At 65.7% G+C, this 18,934-nt stretch carries 16 protein-coding genes and 1 pseudogene; 8 read left to right on the forward strand and 9 right to left on the reverse strand.

Annotated features, from left to right (window positions below; genetic code table 11):
- Nucleotides 1-3: 3 nt before the first annotated feature.
- From glgX to MKK62_RS21400, 4 genes and pseudogenes are all read right to left on the reverse strand, one after another.
- Nucleotides 4-2,181 carry a glycogen debranching protein GlgX gene (gene glgX, locus MKK62_RS21385; RefSeq protein WP_240257963.1) on the reverse strand — a complete coding sequence of 726 codons (2,178 nt, stop codon included), beginning with the start codon at nt 2,179-2,181 and terminating at the stop codon, nt 4-6.
- 85 nt (nt 2,182-2,266) lie between these two features.
- Complete coding sequence (gene sucT, locus MKK62_RS21390) at nt 2,267-4,423, reverse strand: acetyltransferase SucT (RefSeq protein ID WP_240264011.1); 2,157 nt, start codon at nt 4,421-4,423, stop codon at nt 2,267-2,269.
- Nucleotides 4,424-4,499: 76 nt separating this feature from the next.
- Nucleotides 4,500-4,997 (reverse strand): annotated as a pseudogene (ripD, locus tag MKK62_RS21395) (NlpC/P60 family peptidoglycan-binding protein RipD); the annotation flags it as partial.
- Nucleotides 4,998-5,309: 312 nt separating this feature from the next.
- Nucleotides 5,310-5,753, reverse strand: a complete 444-nt coding sequence (locus tag MKK62_RS21400) for a hypothetical protein (RefSeq protein ID WP_240257962.1) — start codon at nt 5,751-5,753, stop codon at nt 5,310-5,312.
- A gap of 239 nt (nt 5,754-5,992) precedes the next feature.
- Here MKK62_RS21400 and MKK62_RS21405 point away from each other — a divergent pair, with 239 nt between their 5' ends.
- The 4 genes from MKK62_RS21405 to MKK62_RS21420 are packed head-to-tail and all read left to right on the forward strand — an operon-like array spanning nt 5,993 to nt 9,648.
- Nucleotides 5,993-7,309 (forward strand): adenosylmethionine--8-amino-7-oxononanoate transaminase, encoded by a 1,317-nt coding sequence (locus MKK62_RS21405; protein WP_240257961.1) that lies wholly within the window; start codon nt 5,993-5,995, stop codon nt 7,307-7,309.
- A 4-nt stretch (nt 7,310-7,313) separates the two neighbouring features.
- Entirely contained in the window at nt 7,314-8,462 is a 1,149-nt protein-coding gene (locus tag MKK62_RS21410; RefSeq protein WP_240257960.1) for an 8-amino-7-oxononanoate synthase, read from the forward strand.
- Nucleotides 8,459-9,139, forward strand: coding sequence for a dethiobiotin synthase (gene bioD, locus MKK62_RS21415; RefSeq protein ID WP_240257959.1), 681 nt, complete (start codon nt 8,459-8,461; stop codon nt 9,137-9,139). Before MKK62_RS21410 ends, bioD begins: the two co-directional genes overlap by 4 nt.
- Complete coding sequence (locus MKK62_RS21420; protein ID WP_240257958.1) at nt 9,139-9,648, forward strand: 2'-5' RNA ligase family protein; 510 nt, start codon at nt 9,139-9,141, stop codon at nt 9,646-9,648. The genes bioD and MKK62_RS21420 overlap by 1 nt, the downstream gene beginning before the upstream one ends.
- An 11-nt stretch (nt 9,649-9,659) precedes the next feature.
- Here MKK62_RS21420 and MKK62_RS21425 read toward each other — a convergent pair whose 3' ends face one another.
- On the reverse strand, nt 9,660-10,679 hold the full coding sequence (locus MKK62_RS21425; RefSeq protein ID WP_240257957.1) for a cupin: 1,020 nt from the start codon (nt 10,677-10,679) through the stop codon (nt 9,660-9,662).
- Between the two features lie 178 nt (nt 10,680-10,857).
- Between MKK62_RS21425 and MKK62_RS21430 the strand changes: the two genes are divergently transcribed.
- From MKK62_RS21430 to alsS, 4 genes are all read left to right on the forward strand, one after another.
- Nucleotides 10,858-11,529: a GntR family transcriptional regulator gene (locus MKK62_RS21430; RefSeq protein WP_240257956.1), complete on the forward strand. Its 672-nt coding sequence runs from the start codon at nt 10,858-10,860 to the stop codon at nt 11,527-11,529.
- Nucleotides 11,530-11,566: 37 nt separating this feature from the next.
- Nucleotides 11,567-12,391, forward strand: a complete 825-nt coding sequence (gene fdhD, locus MKK62_RS21435) for a formate dehydrogenase accessory sulfurtransferase FdhD (RefSeq protein ID WP_240257955.1) — start codon at nt 11,567-11,569, stop codon at nt 12,389-12,391.
- Nucleotides 12,392-12,539: 148 nt separating this feature from the next.
- Entirely contained in the window at nt 12,540-13,217 is a 678-nt protein-coding gene (gene budA / locus MKK62_RS21440; RefSeq protein WP_240264010.1) for an acetolactate decarboxylase, read from the forward strand.
- Between the two features lie 19 nt (nt 13,218-13,236).
- Complete coding sequence (gene alsS, locus MKK62_RS21445) at nt 13,237-14,892, forward strand: acetolactate synthase AlsS (RefSeq protein WP_240257954.1); 1,656 nt, start codon at nt 13,237-13,239, stop codon at nt 14,890-14,892.
- 3 nt (nt 14,893-14,895) lie between these two features.
- Here alsS and MKK62_RS21450 read toward each other — a convergent pair whose 3' ends face one another.
- The 4 genes from MKK62_RS21450 to MKK62_RS21465 all read right to left on the reverse strand — a co-directional run bounded on the left by MKK62_RS21450 (nt 14,896) and on the right by MKK62_RS21465 (nt 18,787).
- Nucleotides 14,896-16,251 (reverse strand): hypothetical protein, encoded by a 1,356-nt coding sequence (locus MKK62_RS21450; protein WP_240257953.1) that lies wholly within the window; start codon nt 16,249-16,251, stop codon nt 14,896-14,898.
- A gap of 12 nt (nt 16,252-16,263) precedes the next feature.
- On the reverse strand, nt 16,264-16,638 hold the full coding sequence (locus MKK62_RS21455; RefSeq protein WP_240257952.1) for a hypothetical protein: 375 nt from the start codon (nt 16,636-16,638) through the stop codon (nt 16,264-16,266).
- A complete protein-coding gene (locus MKK62_RS21460) occupies nt 16,635-18,485 on the reverse strand; it encodes a hypothetical protein (RefSeq protein ID WP_434085108.1) in 1,851 nt (616 codons plus the stop codon). The genes MKK62_RS21455 and MKK62_RS21460 overlap by 4 nt, the downstream gene beginning before the upstream one ends.
- 122 nt (nt 18,486-18,607) lie before the next feature.
- Nucleotides 18,608-18,787: a hypothetical protein gene (locus MKK62_RS21465; RefSeq protein ID WP_240257951.1), complete on the reverse strand. Its 180-nt coding sequence runs from the start codon at nt 18,785-18,787 to the stop codon at nt 18,608-18,610.
- Nucleotides 18,788-18,934 lie beyond the last annotated feature (147 nt).

Here is an 18,934-nt window from a genome sequence, read left to right on the forward strand (position 1 = left end):
GCGTCACTTCGTCTTGCGAAAGACGAGCAACGCGCGAGGGGGCAGCGACACCTCGTCGCCGTCATGGACGGTCAGGCTCACCGATCCGGTGGCGTCAGTGGTATCGAGCACAGCCGTCCACTCAGAGGCGTAGTCGTCGGAAGGAATCACGAAATCCACCTCGTGGTCGTGGGCGTTGAAGCACATCAGGAAAGAGTCGTCGACGACCCTTTCGCCGCGCGCATTGGGTTCGGGGATCGCCTCGCCGTTGAGAAAAACCGCGATGCTCTTGCCGAATTCGCCACCCCAGTCCTGGTGCTGCATTTCCTTGCCGGCCGGCGTCAGCCAAGCGATATCGCGAACCTCGTCGCCGCTGCGGATCGGCTCACCGTCGAAGAAGCGGCGGCGACGGAATACCGGATGCTTCTTGCGCAGCGCGGTGGCTCTGCGGGTGAACTCCAGCTGGTCACTGTTTTTGTCGACCAAAGACCAATCCATCCAGGCCAATTCGGAGTCTTGGCAATAGACGTTGTTGTTGCCCTGTTGACTGCGGCCGATCTCGTCGCCGTGGGCGATCATCGGTGTGCCCTGGCTGACCATCAGCGTGGCGATGATGTTGCGCATCTGCCTGGCACGCAGTTCGAGGATCTCCGGGTCGTCGGTCGGGCCCTCGACACCGCAGTTCCAGGACCGGTTGTGGCTCTCGCCGTCCCGGTTGTCTTCGCCGTTGGCCTCGTTGTGCTTCTCGTTGTAGGAGACCAGGTCGTTGAGGGTGAATCCGTCGTGGGCGGTCACGAAGTTGATGCTGGCGCTCGGCCGGCGACTGGTCGCCTCGTAGAGGTCCGACGACCCGGTCAGCCGGGACGCGAACTCGCCTAGTGTCGCGGGCTCGCCCCGCCAGTAGTCACGCACAGTATCGCGATACTTCCCGTTCCACTCGGTCCACAAACCCGGGAAGTTGCCGACCTGGTAGCCACCCTCGCCGACGTCCCACGGTTCGGCGATGAGTTTGACCTGACTGACGACCGGATCTTGTTGCACCAGATCGAAAAAGGCGCTCAGTCGATCGACGTCGTAGAACTCCCGCGCCAAGGTCGAGGCGAGATCGAAGCGAAACCCGTCCACGTGCATCTCGGTGACCCAGTAGCGCAGCGAGTCCATGATCAGCTGCAGGGTGTGTGGGTGTCGTGCGTTGAGGCTGTTGCCGGTGCCGGTGAAGTCCTTGTACTTACTCAGGTCGTCGTCGACGAGCCGGTAATAGGCGGCGTTGTCGATGCCGCGGAAGTTGATCGTCGGACCGAGGTGGTTGCCTTCGGCGGTGTGGTTGTAGACCACGTCGAGGATGACCTCGATGCCTTGCTCGTGGAACGCTCTGACCATCGACTTGAATTCGGTGACCGCACTGCGGGCCCGTCGATTGGCGGCGTACTGATAGTGCGGCGCGAAGAAGCCAAAGGTGTTGTAGCCCCAGTAGTTTCGCAGTCCTAGGTCAAGCAACCGGTGATCGTGCATGAATTGGTGCACGGGCATCAGTTCGATCGCGGTCACGTTCAGCGACTTCAGGTGCTCGATGATGGCCGGGTGGCCGAGGCCGGCATAGGTGCCACGCAGCGCCTCGGGAATCGCGGGGTGGGTCTGCGTCATGCCCTTGACATGAGCCTCGTAGATGACCGTCTCGTGGTACGGGGTGCGAGGTGCGCGGTCGTTGGCCCAGTCGAAGTAGGGATTGATCACCACGCTGGTCATCGTGTGGCCCAGCGAGTCGACACCGGGCAGGGTAGTGGTCTCGGCGGGATCTTTCTCCGCTGCGGTCAGGTCGTAGGAGTACAACGCCTGGTCGAACGTGAATTCGCCGTCGAAGCATTTGCCGTAGGGGTCGAGCAGCAACTTGCTGGGGTCGCAACGGTGACCGGACGCAGGCTCGAATGGGCCGTGCACGCGAAACCCGTAGCGCTGTCCTGGCGTGACATCAGGCAGATACGCGTGCCAGACGTAACCGTCGACCTCCTCGAGGCGGACGCGGGTCTCCTGCCCGTCGTCGGCGATCAGGCACAGCTCGACTTTCTCGGCGATTTCGGAAAACAGCGCGAAGTTGGTGCCGGTGCCGTCGTAGTTGGCGCCTAACGGGTAGCTGCTTCCCGGCCACACAGTGGCCAGTGCCGGAGGGGCTGCGGTTCCGCTGGTCGAGTCTGGCGAAGGCATCACTCGACCTTAGTGGCGCTGTGATTAGCTCGCTCAGCCGCCGCATAGCGTTGCCTCATATCCACGGCCGCCGCGCGGCCCGCGGTTACCACCAACCGGTCGCGGGTCCGAGCTGACGGCCGAGCTCGTTGGTCATCGTGCGCATGTAAGTCGCCGACAGGTGATGAGCGTCGTGATATACCAACACATTTCCCTCGACGGCCGGGCAGATGTCGGCGCGGCACACGGCGTCGCTCATGTCCAGCGGCTTGAGCATCGGAAACTGCTCGACCCAGTCCAGGGTCGGATTGCGGTCCGCGAGCACCTCGGAGCGCTTGATCCCGCACGACGTCGCGTTGCCGCCCTTGGCCAAACAGTCCGAGGGGTTGAACGGCTGTCCGTCCTTGACCAGCCACGGGGTGTCCCGCATGGCCAGGATTGGAATGTTGTTGTCCGAGAACGTCTGCCAGATCCCGACGTACGTGCCGGGCATCACGTCGCCGGGTTTGATGTTCCACGGCCGCGTCGAGGTGGTGAACACGAAGTCAGGGTGATCGGCGATGACCGCGTCGATCGCCTTCGGCACCCATTCGGCACACTCCGGGTAGGGGTCGTTGTTGCCCATTACCAGTGGCTTCTTTTCCGTGGACAGCGCGCAACCCATCTTCAGATACGTGGTGATCTTGAAATGGTGGCGGCGTCCCAGGAGGTCCAGCGCGGTGAGCCAGTGCTCGGCATGCGACCCGCCAGCCAGCGCGATCGTTCGGGTCGCGTCCTTGTCGCCGTAGGTGCACTTGATCACGTCGGTGTTCTTGAAGTCGCTGATGCAACCGTCACGGGTGGACGGCGGATAGTCGGTTTGGGCTTCGAGCACCGTCGGCCGCATCCGCAGGGTCGGCACCCGCACATGTTTGATCAATGCCCGAGCGCCCGGGTAGTCGCTGGAACTCAGCGCGCTCAGCTCCTTGCCGCTGGCGCGTTCGACGTTGACGTGCTCGCGCCACGTGAAAGCCGTAGCCGTCAGCGTCACACCCATCAGTCCAACCATCGAGCCCAGCACGATCGTGGGGCGGCGCAGCCGAGTGCGCCAGGGCGCGGCGGCGGTCGTCTCGCGCGCGGTATTCGCGGGTTTGCGCTGACGTAGCGGTTCTTCGATGTAGCGGTTGGTCAGATACGCCAGTACGCCAGAGACCAGCAGCACCGCTGTGCCCTCGGCGACGTTGGCGTGCGCGTGGCCGGTGTAGGCCAGCCAGAAGATCAACAGGGGCCAATGCCAGAGATACAACGCGTAGGCCATCTCGCCGAGACGCACCAGCGGACGGGTGGCCATCAGCCGGTTCGGCAACGGCAGGCTGTCGCCTCCGGCGCGGTTGGCGCCGGCCAGGATGAACAGCACCGTCGCACCGACCGGCACCAGCGTCCACGGACCGGGAAACTGTCGGACGCCGTCGATCAGCGCTCCGCAGGACAGCACGGCAGCCAGAGCGGCGGTGGCGGCGGCGGTGCGCAGCCACATCGGCCACCGGATGTAGGGGACCAGCGCGCCGACCAATGCCCCCACCAGCAGTTCCCACCCGCGGGCGAAGCTGTTGTAGTAGGCCACCGCCTGGTTGGACTGGTGGGCGAAGATCGCATACACGAACGATGCGGTCGCCAACGCGGCGAGCAGGATCACGAATGCGGTACGCAGGCGCGCGCCGAGGCGGCGTCGGAGCAGATAAGCGACACCGAAAACCAGCGCGAGGAACGTGATGTAGAACTGGCCCTGCACGGACATCGACCAGATGTGCTGCAGGGGACTGACCGATTCGCCGGCGCGCAGGTAGTCGGCGACCGTGGCGGCGAGTTCCCAGTTCTGGTAGTAGCCGAGACTGGCCAGGCTCTGATCGGCGAACGTCTCCCAGCGTGTCTCGGGCTGGATCAGGATCGTCAAGACCGCGCACCCGGCCAGCACCACCACCAGGGCCGGCAGCAGCCGTCGCACCAGCCGCACCACTTCAGGGACCGGCGACAGCGACGAATTCGGGTTGAGCGCGGCTCGCAGCAGTTTGCCGCCGAAGAAGAAGCCGGACAGCGTCAGGAATACGTCGACGCCGCCGGACACCCGGCCGAACCACACGTGGAACATCGCGACAAGCGCGATGGCGATGCCGCGCAGCCCGTCGAGGTCGTGCCGGTATTGCCCTGCCCGATTCTCCGCCGCGGATGGCACCTGCGGCGACGCGCTGACGTCGGCTGGGCGGGTCGGGGAGATCGTCATGATTGACAGACAATCTACCTAACCCGCTGGGCGCCGTGCGTCGTCGAAAACCGGCCGCGAGGCCCTTCGGTTAGGACTCCAGGATGCGAGTGAGGTACGGCACCATGCCGGTGGTGCGGGCAGTGGTGACGGTGACCGCTGGCTCGGTTGCCTCGATCATCTGGTTGTTACCGAGATACATCGCGACGCTCTGAGTGCCGCCCGGCCCGTAGCAGAGCAGATCACCCGGGCGTGCCTGTGCCGGTAGTACCTTCCGGCCGACGTTGCACTGCTCTGCCGAGGTGCGCGGCATCTTCACACCGGCGCCGGCATAGGCGTACTGAATCAGGCCGGAGGCGTCGAAACCGACGACGTTGGCGTTCAGACCGGTGCCGCGGGTCGGGCCGGCGGCGTTGCCGCCGCCGTACAGGAACGGCACATTGCGCTGAGACAGGGCGCGCTGGATCACGTAACTGGTGTTCTGCTGGTAGCCCACCAGCGTCGGGCCGGTCGGGTCAGCGCTGGCGACGTGGGGGTTGACCATCGGCAGCGCCAACAACAGGGCCAAGCTGGACGGGATGGCGAAGCTGCGCTTCATGTTCATCACCTCTCTGCGGCGTCGGCACGGTGACTTCGTGCTTTCGCCGCCGATTCGCCGGTTCACCCGAAGTCATGCCGGCCCGCCCCGTTGGTAGCCGCACACCGCGTCGACGACCGATACGGCCGGGAAGCGATGCCTCGTAGGTGAACCGCTGAATTCACAACAGTCACTAGGAACACTGTGGCAACAAACGCCTGCAAGAGCCACTTTTTTGGGCACTTCTGCGGCATTTTTTGTCTTACTGTGATCGAACGGTGATCGCACAGCGGTCCGCGGCCGAAACCCGCGCGCGCAGTTGTGATTTCGCTCTCAGCCCGATGATTGCTCGACGCTGGGGTCGCTGTGCCAGTAGATGCTGCTGAACTGCGTGAGCGCCCCGCCGACGCCGGCGGCGACTAGAACGAGGGCGATTGCCAACAGCGGCCAGAAAGACAGGTACCAACCCTTCAAGAGCGATATCAGCGGCCCGAGCAATGCCGCGGCGACCGCGGCCCCGATGCCGCCCCACACCACGGGGTAGATGTAGTAATCGACGCCGAACGGTGCGGGGGGACAGTCCCCGACGCAGGTATCTTTCAGGAAGCCGAAAAGCCTTGCATACCAATCGGTCCCGAAGGCCAGCACGGCGAGCAGGACGAGCAGCGCCACCAACGAGGCCACGTCCCAGGGAACGAGCCGCAGCCGCAGTACCCGCGGCGGGGAGTCATCGTGGTGGATGGGGGACGGGTCATCAAACTGCTGCGGCGAAGCCATGGTGATGTCAATGCTGCCGGAAGCCCGGCTTTTCTGCGACCGAACAGCCCGACCCCTTGGTGCCGCTCCTCCTCTTTGGCGCCGCTCATGCGGCGCACGTCTAGGTCGACGGCAGTACCTAGGGTGCCGCTCCTCCTCATCGCTCCGCTCTGAATCGTCGCCGGCAGTGCCGAGGGTGCCGCTCCTCCTCATCGCTGCGCTCTGCATCGTCGACGGCACGGCCTCTACGCTCATCGGTTATGGCCGCGGAGAGTCCCGGGCTCACACCGGAGCAGATCAGCGCGATCGACGCGGCCCATCTGTGGCACCCCTACAGCACGATCGGAGCTGAAGCGGTGGCTCCGATCGTCGCCATCGGCGCGCGTGGCGCGTGGCTCACGCTCGTCCGCGACGGCCAACAGATCCAGGCGATCGACGCAATGAGCTCTTGGTGGACGGCCGTGCACGGGCATGGTCATCCGGTACTGGACGCCGCAATGACCCGCCAGCTGGCCACCATGAACCACGTGATGTTCGGTGGACTCACCCACGAACCCGCGGCCCGGCTGGCTCAGCTCCTGGTCGACATCACCCCGGACGGTCTGGAGACCGTCTTTTTCAGCGATTCCGGTTCGGTGTCGATCGAGGTCGCGGCGAAGATGGCGCTGCAGTACTGGCGCAGCCGTGGCCTTCCCGACAAACACCGCCTGATGACCTGGCGCGGCGGATACCACGGCGACACCTTCACACCGATGAGCGTCTGCGACCCCGACGGCGGCATGCATTCGCTCTGGACTGACGTGCTGGCCCACCAGGTGTTCGCCCCCCAAGTGCCTCGCGACTACGACCAGGCGTATGTCGCCGCGTTCGAGGCGCAGTTGGCCGATCACGCCGCCGAACTTGCCGCCGTGATCGTCGAGCCGGTGGTCCAGGGCGCCGGCGGGATGCGCTTCCACGACCCGCGCTACCTGACCGACCTGCGCGAGATCTGCCAGCGGCATGAGGTGCTGCTGATTTTCGACGAAATCGCGACCGGGTTCGGGCGCACCGGCGAATTGTTCGCCGCCGACCACGCCGGGGTCAGCCCCGACATCATGTGCGTCGGCAAAGCGCTGACCGGTGGCTACCTCAGCCTGGCCGCCACCTTGTGCACCGCCGACATCGCGCACACGATCAGCAACGGCGAGGCCGGGGCGCTGATGCACGGGCCGACCTTCATGGCCAATCCTCTGGCTTGCGCGGTTTCGGTGGCCGCGGTGGAGTTGCTGCTCGGCCAGGACTGGCATTCAACGGTCGCCGAGATCGGCGCCGGCCTGGCCGCCGGCCTCGAGCGGGCCCACGCATTGCCAGGCGTGACCGATGTCCGGGTCTGCGGGGCCATCGGTGTCATCGAATGCGACCGTCCCGTCGACCTGGCGATCACTACCCCCGCAGCTCTGGACCGCGGTGTCTGGCTGCGGCCCTTCCGCAACCTGATCTACGCGATGCCGCCGTTCATCTGCACCCCCGGCGAAATCGCACAGGTCACGTCGGCCATGGTCGAGGTAGCCGGGCTGACCGGCTCTCGTAGTCTTTAGTGCGATGACGCAGATCGAGACTTCACCGCTGGCCTGGCTGGAGGCGCATGCCGAGCAGCGTCGGCAAGCCGGGCTGCGGCGCGCACTGCGGCCCCGCCCGGCGGTGGCCACCGAGCTCGACCTGGCGTCGAACGACTACCTCGGGTTGTCCCAGCACGGTGACGTGATCGAGGGCGGTGTCGACGCGCTGCGCACCTGGGGCGCCGGCGCGACGGGTTCACGCCTGGTGACCGGTAACACCTCGCTGCACGAGGAGCTGGAGTGCAGCCTTGCCGACTTCGTCGGCGCCGCGGCCGGTTTGGTGTTCTCCTCGGGCTACACCGCTAACCAGGGGGCCGTGGTGGGGCTCTCCGGTCCGGGCTCGCTGCTGGTGTCCGACGCGCTGTCGCACGCCTCGCTGGTCGACGCATGCCGGCTGTCGCGCGCACGGGTCGTGGTCACACCGCACCGCGACGTCGCCGCGGTCGAATCGGCACTGGCCGCGCGCGACGAGGAGCGGGCCGTCGTGATCACCGAGTCGGTGTTCTCCACCGACGGAGCGCTTGCCCCGCTCCGCGAACTGCACGACGTCTGTCGCCGGCACCGGGCACTGCTGATCGTCGACGAAGCTCACGGCTTGGGAGTCCGGGGCGCCGGAGGGCGCGGACTGGTGCACGAGCTCGGCTTGGCCGCCGCGCCCGACATCGTGATGACGACGACGCTTTCGAAGGCGTTCGGCAGTCAGGGCGGCGCCGTTCTCGGCTCGGTTGCGGTGCGCGATCACCTCATCGATGCCGCCCGGCCGTTCATCTTCGACACCGGGCTCGCGCCCGCGGCGGTGGGCGCGGCGCTAGCCGCGCTGCAGGTCCTCCAGCGCGAGCCGTGGCGACCCGGCGCCGTCCTGCGCCACGCCGCGACGCTGGCCCAGATCTGCGATGTCAGTCAGATGCCGCAGTCCGCCGTAGTGTCGGTGATCCTCGGCGAGCCCGAGGTCGCGCTGGCGGCCGCGACGGCATGCCTCGACGCCGGTGTCCGGGTGGGCTGTTTCCGTCCCCCCACGGTGCCCGCGGGCACGTCGCGGCTGCGCCTGACCGCGCGCGCGTCGCTGGACGACGACGATCTCGGGCTGGCCCGTGCGGTGCTGACCGACGTGCTGGCCGCGGCACGGCGTTGACCGTCCTGGTCGTCACCGGGACGGGTACCGGGGTCGGCAAGACCATTGCCACGGCAGCGCTGGCGGCGGCCGCCCGCCAGGCTGGCATCCCCGTCGCGGTCTGCAAACCGGTGCAGACCGGAACCGCCGTCGGCGACGACGACCTCGCCGAGGTGAGTCGGCTGACCGGTGTGAGCAAGGTGGTCGGCTTGGCTCGCTATCCGGAGCCGATGGCGCCGCTCGCCGCCGCGGAACAAGCCGGGAGGGCGTTGCCCAGCAAATCCACCGTGCTCAAACTCATCGGCGCCGTCGATCACCCGGGGCAGCTGACCTTGGTCGAAGGCGCCGGCGGGCTGCTCGTCGAACTCGCTCATGGCGGCGTGACATTGCGAGATTTGGCCGCCGATCTGGGCGCTGCGGTCTTGGTGGTCACCACCGCCGAACTCGGCACTCTCAACCACACCGCGCTGACCGTGGAAGCGCTTGCCGCGCATCACCTTTCATTCGCCGGCTTGGTGATCGGGAATTGGCCGCTACCGCCTGGCGTCATCGAGGCGTCGAACCGTTCAGCGCTGGTGCGGCTCGGGCCGCTGCGCGCCGCCCTGCCCGCGGGCGCGGGACAACTGAGCCCCGCCGAGTTCACCGCGATGAGCGCGCACGCCTTCGACCGCGACTGGGTGACCAGTCTGCTCGGCTGATGGTCCACTCTGTCGAGCTGCTCTTCGACGCCGACACCGAGGCGAGGCTGCGTCAGGTCTGGGACGAGCTGGACGCAGCGGATCTACCCAGCCGACTTCCCGCCGGGCGCCCGCACGTCACCGTGGCCGTAGCCGAACGGATCGCCCCCGACGTCGACGAGTTATTGCTGTCAGTCGCACGGAAACTGCCCGTGTCGTGCAGCGTCGGGGCGCCGGTGTTTTTCGGTCAGTCGAACGCGGTACTCGCCCGCCTGATCGTGCCGACGGCAGAACTACTCGCACTGCACGCCGACGTCCACCGGATCTGCGGTCCGTTCTTGCTGCCCGGGCCGCTCCCGCGCAGCCTGCCCGGCCAATGGACCGCACACGTCACCCTGGCCCGCCGGATCGAACGTGCCCAACTCGGCCCGGTGCTTCGCCTGGCCGGTCAGCCGCCCGACATTCACGGCCGCCTGGCAGCGCTGCGGCGGTGGGACGGCACCGCCCGGGTCGAGTATCCGATCGGCTGACTTCCAGCACCTCAGCCGGCAACCAGATCGCGGCGCTGCGTGAACTTGATGTCCAGGCTGCGCAGATAGGTCTGCAGGCCCGCGTCCTGGATCGGGATCAGGTGAGCCGGTGTGTCGGTCTCGTTGTAGTGGGCGTGCCACATGCCTGGTGGGGTGGTGAAGGCGCCACCCGCCTGCCAGTCCACGCGTATGGGGTCGACGATGTCGCCGCGTTCGTCGAGTCGGGTGCCCAGCAGCGTGTAGCAACCGGCGGGCGGGGCATCGAGAATGAGGTCCAGCGCGACCGACTGGTGTCGGTGGGGACGTTGCACCTGCCCCGCGGGCAGCACACCGAACATGGCCCACAACACGTGGGTGATCGTGAGGGTCTGCTCCTGGTTCTCGTTGGCCAGCAAGACGCTCACCCGGCTCTTGTCGTTGGCGCCCGGACGGGACGCGATGTCCTCGAGCTTGGCGACGGCGTCGGCCCGGCGAAACTTGGTCGGCCGGAACTTAGGCCGGACCGCGTCCACGCCGAGGTAGCGCAGCAGCGGCTCGTCGTGCACCCAGTACATGACGGTGTCCGCGTCGGCGTAGAACACCGAGTGAGTTCCGGCGGGCAAGGTGACGAAGTCGCCTTTCTCCCACCTGACCAAATGGCCGTTCATCGCCGCGAAACCGCGGCCGAAGAGCACGTAGTAGAGCTGCGACGTGGCGTTCGGGTTGGTCTCGACTTGCTCGCCTGGACGGATGCGCACGAAGTTCGCCAGCAGCGCGGGGCTGGTAGCGAGCCCGTCGCGGATGCCCAATTGTTCGGACAGGTTCAGCGGCGTCACACCGGTCGGCATGTCGAGATAGAGCTCCGGGCCGAATTGCACGATCGGCACCTGGGGGGCATGTCCCGAGCCGATGGGGTTGGCGGCCTTCGAGTATTCGAACAGGCGGGCGTCGTCGGCCCACTCTTCGAAACGCCCCTCGAAGCCGTATTCGGCGACGTTGGTCATCGGCGCTGGGATCGTCGGGTCCAAGTCGACAGACGTGGCACTGCGCATTCCGGATCTCCTTCACATACGAAGCTTGTATTTGAATTGTATCTAACTTGTATCTAAGCTACAACCGGAGTTCTGAGGTCAGGATGGGTGTACCCGTTGCGGTTATCCGGCATTGCCCGGCGTGTCGGATACGGTCCCGAATACCAGTGGCATACGACTTAGGTTTAGGGAGGTGGCGGTGGCGAGGACGGCAGCCGGCGGTAAGCCCGCCGCCAAGGATCGCGCGCTGGAGTACGTCAAGAATCAGGTGCTGACGGGAGCTTTTCCCGGCGGAGATCTGATCAGTGAAGGAGAGGTCGCGGCCGCCCTCGGAATGTCCCGCACGCCCGTCCGCGAGGCGTTTCTGCGACTGGAGGTCGAGGGACTGCTTCGGCTGTATCCGCAGCGCGGTGCGCTCGTCGTGCCCGTTTCCTCCGATGAGGCCCGTGCCGTCATCGAAGCGAGACTCCTGTTGGAACAGTTCGCGGTCACCACCGTCATCGAGCGGGGCCCCGCGACGCGTGCAGCGGTCTTCGAGAAGCTGTCCGAGCAACTGCAACGGCAGCGCGATGCGATCGCCGACTCCGATTGGCGTGCGTTCGTCGAGGCCGACCGCGCCTTTCACGACGCGGTGTTGGAAGAATCGGGCAACGCGATCCTGTCGGACTTCTACTCCTCGTTGCGCGATCGTCAGATGCGCATGATCGGCGAATCACTGATCGCCGATCGGCAGCGAACCGCGACGATTCTGGACGAGCATCAAGCCATCGCCGAAGCGCTGCGCGACGGCGATCTGGCTCGCACGGTACGTCTTGTCGAAGACCACCTCGCCGGCACACTGCGTTCGCTCGGCTTGACCGCGAACCGTTGACGTAACGCCCCGTCCGAGATTGGCTACGCTCGCAGCCATGGGTCGGGTAACCGCACGTCGGCCGGTTCGGCACGTGAGCGCCGCGACCACCGTGCAACGTCCCGAGACGGTCGCCGTGGAGGAGCCTTTAGAGATCCGGGTCGACGGCACACCGATCAGCGTGACCATGCGCACGCCGGGATCGGATTTCGAGCTGGCCCAAGGGTTTTTGCTCACAGAAGGCGTGATCGGACGCCGCGACGACGTGGAAACCATCCGCTACTGCAGCGGTGCCGGAGAAGACGGACTCAACACCTACAACGTGCTTGACATCACCACCGCGCCAAGCGTCCCAGCGCCCGATGTGGAGGTGACGCGCAATTTCTACACCACCTCGTCGTGCGGAGTGTGCGGCAAGGCGTCACTCGACGCCGTGCGGCTCAACAGCCGTTACCCGGTGGGCGACCAGGTGATGCAGGTCAGCGCCGACGTGTTGACCGGCATGCCGGATCGCTTGCGGGCGGCGCAGAAGGTGTTCGCAGCTACCGGCGGTCTGCATGGTGCCGCGCTGTTCGAGGCCGGCGGCCTGCTGCTGGCCGCGCGTGAAGACATCGGTCGGCACAATGCGGTCGACAAGGTGATCGGCTGGGCGCTCGAGAACGACCGACTTCCACTGCACGGCACGGTGCTGCTGGTGAGCGGGCGGGCATCGTTCGAGTTGACCCAGAAAGCCGTCATGGCAGGCATACCGGTGCTGGCTGCCGTGTCCGCTCCGTCTTCGCTGGCCGTCGATCTCGCGTGCGAGTCGGGCCTGACGCTGGTCGCGTTTTTGCGGGGGGACTCGATGAACATTTATTCGCGACCGGACCGCGTCGTCGACTAGATCCCCATCCGCGTTGACGGCACGGCCGTGGAAGGAAAGAATTCCTATCGTGACCGATCCGGCCGAGTCCATTGCGGCCCGGGTGCGCAATTGGTTGCAGGCGCTGGTGGCGCATCGCCACGGCAGCGAGGTTTATCAGACCTCGACGATGGGCGCTCTGCTGGACGGTGTCTACGACGGCGACGTAACGATCCGAGAACTGTTGCAACACGGCGATTTCGGTTTGGGCACCTTCAACGGCCTGGACGGGGAGATGCTGGTGCTCGACGGCGTCTGCTATCAACTCCGCAGCGATGGAAGCGCACACCCGGCCGAACCCGGCCAGCTCACACCCTTCGCGGTCGTCACCTGGTTCGAACCCGACCGTTCGTTCGACGTCTCCGAGCCTGTCGACAGGGCGGCCCTTAAATGCCGGATCGACGAATCGCTGCCCAGCGCCAATTTGATTGTGGCCGTTCGGGTCACCGGTGATTTCAGCGAAATCCGTACCCGTACGGTGACCGAACAGCATCGGCCCTATCCGCCGTTCGCCGAGGCCACCCAGGACCAGCGGGAGGTGATCTTCCGAGACGTCAGCGGCACACTGGCCGGATTTCGGATGCCCGACTATGAGCAGGGCGTGTCGGTGGCGGGCTACCACTCGCATTTCGTCGACGCCGAGCGGCGCCACGGTGGTCACGCGCTCGATTATCTGCTGGCCCGCGGCCGCGTCGAGATCAGTGTGCGCTCCGACCTTCACCTGAGCCTGCCGCGCACGCCGGAATTCCTTGCCGCCGAAATGAACCGGCCCGACGCGGACACCCAGATCCGCAAGACCGAAGGGTAGTCAACTGAGCAGCGACACAGTGCGTTCAGCCCAGCGAGTGATCGAAACGCTTACCGCATACGGTGTGCAATACATTTTCGGGGTGCCGGGCGCCAAGATCGACGCCGTCTACGACGCGCTGCTCGACGGCGGACCGCAGTTGGTGGTGTGCCGTCACGAGCAGAACGCGGCCTTCATGGCGGCCGCGGTAGGTCGACTCACCGGTACGCCCGGTGTCGCGCTTGTGACGTCCGGTCCGGGCACCACCAATCTGGCAACCGGCTTGATCACCGCCACCACCGAGCAAGACCCGATGATCGCGATCTGCGGCGCCGTCCAACGCTCCGACCGGCTCAAGCGCACCCACCAATCGATGGACGCTGTGGCCGCGCTCAGACCGTTCACCAAGTACACCGGCGAGGTCAACGATCCGGATAACGTGCCCGAAGCAGTTGCCAACGCCATCCGCAGCGCGCTCACCCAACCGCTTGGCGCGGCCGCCGTGGTCTTACCGGCGGATGTGCTGGCCGCACCGACGTCGGCCGCAATCGTCGAGCCGACACCGGTACCGACATTAGGCCCCGCACCCGACGATCGGATTATGCAGGCCGTCAAGCTGATTCGCGCCGCCCACCGGCCGGTTCTGTTCGTCGGCGTCCGCGTCGGTGAGGCCGCGCCGAGTACCGCATTGCGACAACTGCTGAGCGCCGCTGAATTACCGGTCGTCGAGACGTTCCAGGCGGCCGGGGTGGTGTCACGCGAACTCGAGGATCACTTCGTCGGGCGCGTCGGGCTGTTCCGCAATCAGCCCGGTGACGTCGTCATCGGCCACGCCGATGTCTTGGTGACGATCGGCTTCGACCCGGTGGAATACGACCCACGGCTGTGGAATTCGGATCCACGACGCACGCTGATCCATATCGACGAGCTGCCCGCCGACATCGACAACCACTACCAGCCCACGCTCGAATTGCGCGGAGACATCGCCGCGACGCTCACCGAACTGACTCAGGCGCTGAGCGGCCTGCGGCTCGACGACGAGGTGCGCGTCGGCGTCGCCGCCCAGCGGGCTGCACTGGCGACCATCGATGACGAGGCCCGGCATCGCCCGCAAACCGAGACGGGGGTCAATCCGGCCGCTCTCGTTCTACGCATCAGGGATCTTCTCGACGACGACGCCACGATCGCCTGCGACGTCGGCTCGCATTACATCTACATGGCCCGGCACTTTCGCGTCTATCAGCCCCGGCGGCTGTTGTTCTCCGACGGCCAACAGACGCTCGGGGTCGCGTTGCCGTGGGCGATGGCCGCGGCGTTGGTCCGGCCCGGCACCCCGGTCGTGTCGGTGTCCGGCGACGGCGGATTCCTCTTCAGCGCACAGGAATTGGAGACCGCGACGCGGCTGGGTCTGACCTTCACCCACGTCATCATGCGCGACAACTCCTACGACATGGTCGGCTTCCAGGAAGAGCTGAAATACGGTCGCTCATCGGGCGTGCGGTTGGGCGATTACGACATCACCCACTACGCGGCGGCGTTCGGGGCCAACGGCATTCGGGTCAGCGATCTGGCCGAGTTCGAGAAGGTGTTCACCCGCTCGCTCACCGAACCAGGTGTAACCATCATCGACGTGTTGGTCGACTACAGCCGCAACACCGAGCTGTTCGCCGAGCTACACCACGACGTGCTGGAGTAGCAGTTAAGCGCTGAACAGCAAATACAAGCCGGTGAACGTGTAGCCGACCATCACCAGCATCATGGTGAGCTGGCCGGTCAGCTGATGGCCCGACGGCAGCAGTCGTAATGCCTTGTCGTGCGCCGCGATCACCGCGACGATGTGACCGGTCACCACCGAGGTGACCTTGATGACGGCCAGGACCGTGGGATGCATGGACAGCAGATACGCGACGTGTAAATCCCCGAGGCCCAGCAGATTCCAGTGTTTCCCGAGCGGATCGGCCAGCGCGATGACCGACTGCTGTCCACGCTCGACGAGATACGACAGGTAATGGGCGAAGATGTAGCCGACCACGATCGGGATCAGCGAATGAGCCAACTCGCCCGGCAGAGCGCGCCGCTGATCACGCTCGAGGCCTCCCGTTGCACGCGCGGCCAGAGAGAATGTCGTCGCCACCACTGCGACGAAGACGAGTAGCCCCGCGGTGCGAAGCGCGCACAGCGACGTCGACACCGGGATGCCGTGCACCGTGCGGGCGAGGCCGTCGGCGAAATTGCGCCAAGTCGCCGACGAGGAGAAACTGTCGAACGCGGTCGAGCCCAGCAAGACCGCCAACACGGCAACGACGCCAGGCCGAACCGGCAACGACAGCAGATGGTCGAAGGGGTTGCCGATCGCGATCTGTTTGGTCTGCGGGTCGCGGCGAAACGGGGAGAGCCGCGACACCGCCATGCTGTACACGCCGAACGGGTCAGCACGGGCGAGCCAGCGCTGCCCACACAGCCACGCCCCGATCAGAAGCACGAGAGTGTAGAGAAGAAGCCAGGTTTTGACCCAGGGCAGGGCGGCGGGATTCGGACTGGCCAACTCCATCCACACAAACGCAAACAGTCCCACCGCGGCGGGCCGGTATCCCCAGGATTCTGGGTAAGAGAGTCGCGGCGCAGACAAGGCCGTCGGGGTCATACGCCGCAGCACTAGATACACCGTGCGCACCGGCGAGATCACCCGCCACACAGGGCCGGCGACCAAGGATATCGCCACCAGCCCAACCCACAGCAGCACATAGAACGCGCCGAGCAGCGCGTTGCCCTGGGTCTGCGGCCCGTACAGCCCGGCGAGCAGCACCCATCCGGTGAACGCCAGCGTGACGGCAGCCGCCACACCCCGGGTGACCGGCGAATCGACGAAAGTTGTGACAGCCGCCGGCAGTGGCCGGGCGGGATTTTGCGGATCGAACCGCGGTCGCTTCCATGCGAACGCCACCAACGCGAAGGTGAACGTCAACGCCCATGCCGCCCCGACCACCGAAAAGGCATACGGCACGGGCAAATCGCTGGACCCGCCGAGGCCGTGCGCGAGGACGACCTCAGTCAAAAGCGCCGCCGGTCACGGATGCACCTGGATAGTGGCAACTGTCCGATCGAGGTGGTGCAACTCGACGTCAACGCTGCCCGGTACGTCGACGCTGAATTGGAACGTCTGGTTGGCCGCCGCCGCTACCCCGAACTTGTGATCCGGCACCGAATGGACATGCAATTCGTCAGCGGCGTCGCTGGTGACGTGTAACGTGATCGGTTCGTGGACCGCTGCCTGCAGCGTCGCGTTGGCCGGTGTCACCTGCCCATGCGCAATCGTGATGTTCACCGACAGTCCTGGCCCGCCGGACGGCTTCGAGGAGCCACCGCACCCGGCAAGGGTCAGGATCAACGCCGAAACCGCTGCAGACGCAACCGCTTTGCGAATCACCGTTGACTCACTCATGCTGCCCGTGGGGGCGAGTGCTCGACGGCTTCTTCGCCCGGCTCGTTGGGAGCGTTCTCCGAGTTGTTGATGCGTCCGGCGCCCCACGTGAGCGCCGTGATGACGCTGAGGGTGAAGAACAACACGACGACACCACCCGCGGTGAACAACCAAGCCGGCACACCCGGATCGCGTTCGCGCTGAAGGATCGAGACCTCGAACGCGAACGGTCGAGTGCCGTTGGTCAACACCGGAATCTCCGGCACCGGAATGGCTTCGTCCGCAGGTGCCCAGATCGGCACGGCGGCCAAGTCCCGCCCGTCGTGGACGCGCAGCAACGTCTTCCAGTCACCCCACACCGGGATAGGCTCGGTGGATACATAGTGGCCCGGTCCGACCTTCTTCAGGTTGTTGATCACCAGGCCGCGGTGGTTCTCCATTTTGCCTTGCCAGGCCAGGATAGTGACCCAGTCCGGATGGTCCCCGGCCATGGTGGGCGGGTTGAGCTGAACGTCAGCCGATGCCAACCGCTGTCCGGGCGGACTCGGCAAGTCGGTCAGCTTGACGGTCGCAGAATCCTGCTTCGGGACGTGGATGTGCAGACCGTTGGCGACAGTGCCGCCGATGACCAGGACGGTCAGCGCGACGGCGGTGATGCCGAATGCGCGGCTTGGCAGCTTCTGGCTGGTCAGTACCATGCCCAACAACGCGGCGCAGACACCGGCGAAGATCGCCACCGGCACCGCGGTCGGCAGCGCTTCGCGCCACAAGTCGCTCGGCCACGGGTAGTGGTACACCCGGCCGATCCACAGGGATTCCAGCCAGAGACCCGCGGTACCGATGCCGAGTCCCGACACCGCGCCGAACAGGATCGGACGCGTGAACAGCGGTGTCAGGGCAAGCAATTCGACGACCAATGCCGGGCCCAGGTAGAGCGGGAACCAGTTGATCGGCGCGCCGAGGATGGGTCCGACGATCACGGCCACCGCGCCGCGCAGCGCAATCGCGCACAGCGCCGCGATGATGGCCGCGCCCTTGCCAAGCGTGATGCGGGCGACGATGGTCCCGACGGCGGCCGCCGCGGCGATCAGCATCGGCTGGAAGACCAAGCGGAACTGCGGCACACCGAAGTCGAATTCGATTTGGTAGACCGACATGCCGATCAGCAGACCGCCCGCCGAAAGATAACGGAGGAACTTGACGAGGGGTTTGTCGTTGCGCACCGGCGGCCCGTCGTTCGGCGTCTCCTCGAGGTCGCGCGCACCCTCGTACTCGAGCATCAGCACCGCGAACAGCGAAAAGTTGGCGCCACCGATCATCATCAAATGGGTTGGGCCCCACAGCGTCACATCTTGACCGAAGATACGGTGCCAGATGTCGTCGAGTGGGAAGCCGATCATCGCGTACATTCCGCAGCCGGCCATCAGCAGCCCACCGACCGGGGCGTACCAGTTACGGGTGATCCGCACGGCGGCCGGGCCGGGCTTGTCGTAGGGCAGGACGACTGCGATCGCACCTGCCAGGAAGATCCCGAACAGACCGATGATGATGAAGTAGTGCGCGGGATTTGCCAGTGGACCCGGATCGCGGCCATTTCCAATGTGCCAGCTGACATCCCAGATGAAACCGAACAGCGCGCAGATGATGGACGTGGTGAAAACGAGAATGGTCAGCGCGACCCACGGCGGCCGGTTGAACTTGTCGCCCAGCCGCTCGGCGATCGTGTTCAGCCAGGTGATGCGGTGGGTACGGTGCGCCCACCCTACGTAGAGCAAGCCCGCACCGATGATCATTGCGGCGATCGTTAGCCCGATCACCTGGTTGAGACCGGCGCCCCGCGCCGGCGGCTCCGCTGCAAGAAGTGTCAGATTCACCGTTAAACCTCCACCATGCCGGCCCGCTCGAAGTCATTCGAGCGCTGAACTTACCCAACAGTAGGTATCCGGCGGGTCCGACACCCAAACTTCGGCAGATTTGCTATCCGGGTATTTCAGTCGCGGCTTTCGTCCCTGACGTTCGTCGGTTGAGATTGCGGATCTTCGTCGGGGGTGCGGCGGTCTTTGATCGCGACGTAGAGGACGACCGCGACGACGACGACCGCCGGCAGGAAGGCGGGCCCGGCCAACAACAGCCAGTGGTGGGCCACAAATTCGACGTGTGTACTAGGCATTTGCGGTCACTCCCGGGGTCGGACGCTTACCCCGCTCGGGTACCCAGTGCGCGCGAGGTGACCACATGGCGTTTGTGCAGGTGCACACCGCTAGCCTAGCCTGGGCACCGTTCAACGCTGGTGGCGGAATCGCAGGGAACAGTACGC

It is taken from the genome of Mycobacterium paraterrae (assembly GCF_022430545.2).
In the GTDB taxonomy this organism is placed as follows: Bacteria; Actinomycetota; Actinomycetes; order Mycobacteriales; family Mycobacteriaceae; genus Mycobacterium; species Mycobacterium paraterrae.

What these genes read in the sequence shown, in the direction of transcription:
- glgX (WP_240257963.1), bottom strand. Translation starts at nt 2,181, where the DNA reads ATGCCTTCGCCAGACTCGACCAGCGGAACCGCAGCCCCTCCGGCACTG.
- MKK62_RS21400 (WP_240257962.1), bottom strand. Translation starts at nt 5,753, where the DNA reads ATGGCTTCGCCGCAGCAGTTTGATGACCCGTCCCCCATCCACCACGAT.
- MKK62_RS21405 (WP_240257961.1), top strand. Translation starts at nt 5,993, where the DNA reads ATGGCCGCGGAGAGTCCCGGGCTCACACCGGAGCAGATCAGCGCGATC.
- MKK62_RS21410 (WP_240257960.1), top strand. Translation starts at nt 7,314, where the DNA reads ATGACGCAGATCGAGACTTCACCGCTGGCCTGGCTGGAGGCGCATGCC.
- MKK62_RS21420 (WP_240257958.1), top strand. Translation starts at nt 9,139, where the DNA reads ATGGTCCACTCTGTCGAGCTGCTCTTCGACGCCGACACCGAGGCGAGG.
- MKK62_RS21425 (WP_240257957.1), bottom strand. Translation starts at nt 10,679, where the DNA reads ATGCGCAGTGCCACGTCTGTCGACTTGGACCCGACGATCCCAGCGCCG.
- fdhD (WP_240257955.1), top strand. Translation starts at nt 11,567, where the DNA reads ATGGGTCGGGTAACCGCACGTCGGCCGGTTCGGCACGTGAGCGCCGCG.
- budA (WP_240264010.1), top strand. Translation starts at nt 12,540, where the DNA reads ATGGGCGCTCTGCTGGACGGTGTCTACGACGGCGACGTAACGATCCGA.
- MKK62_RS21455 (WP_240257952.1), bottom strand. Translation starts at nt 16,638, where the DNA reads ATGAGTGAGTCAACGGTGATTCGCAAAGCGGTTGCGTCTGCAGCGGTT.
- MKK62_RS21465 (WP_240257951.1), bottom strand. Translation starts at nt 18,787, where the DNA reads ATGCCTAGTACACACGTCGAATTTGTGGCCCACCACTGGCTGTTGTTG.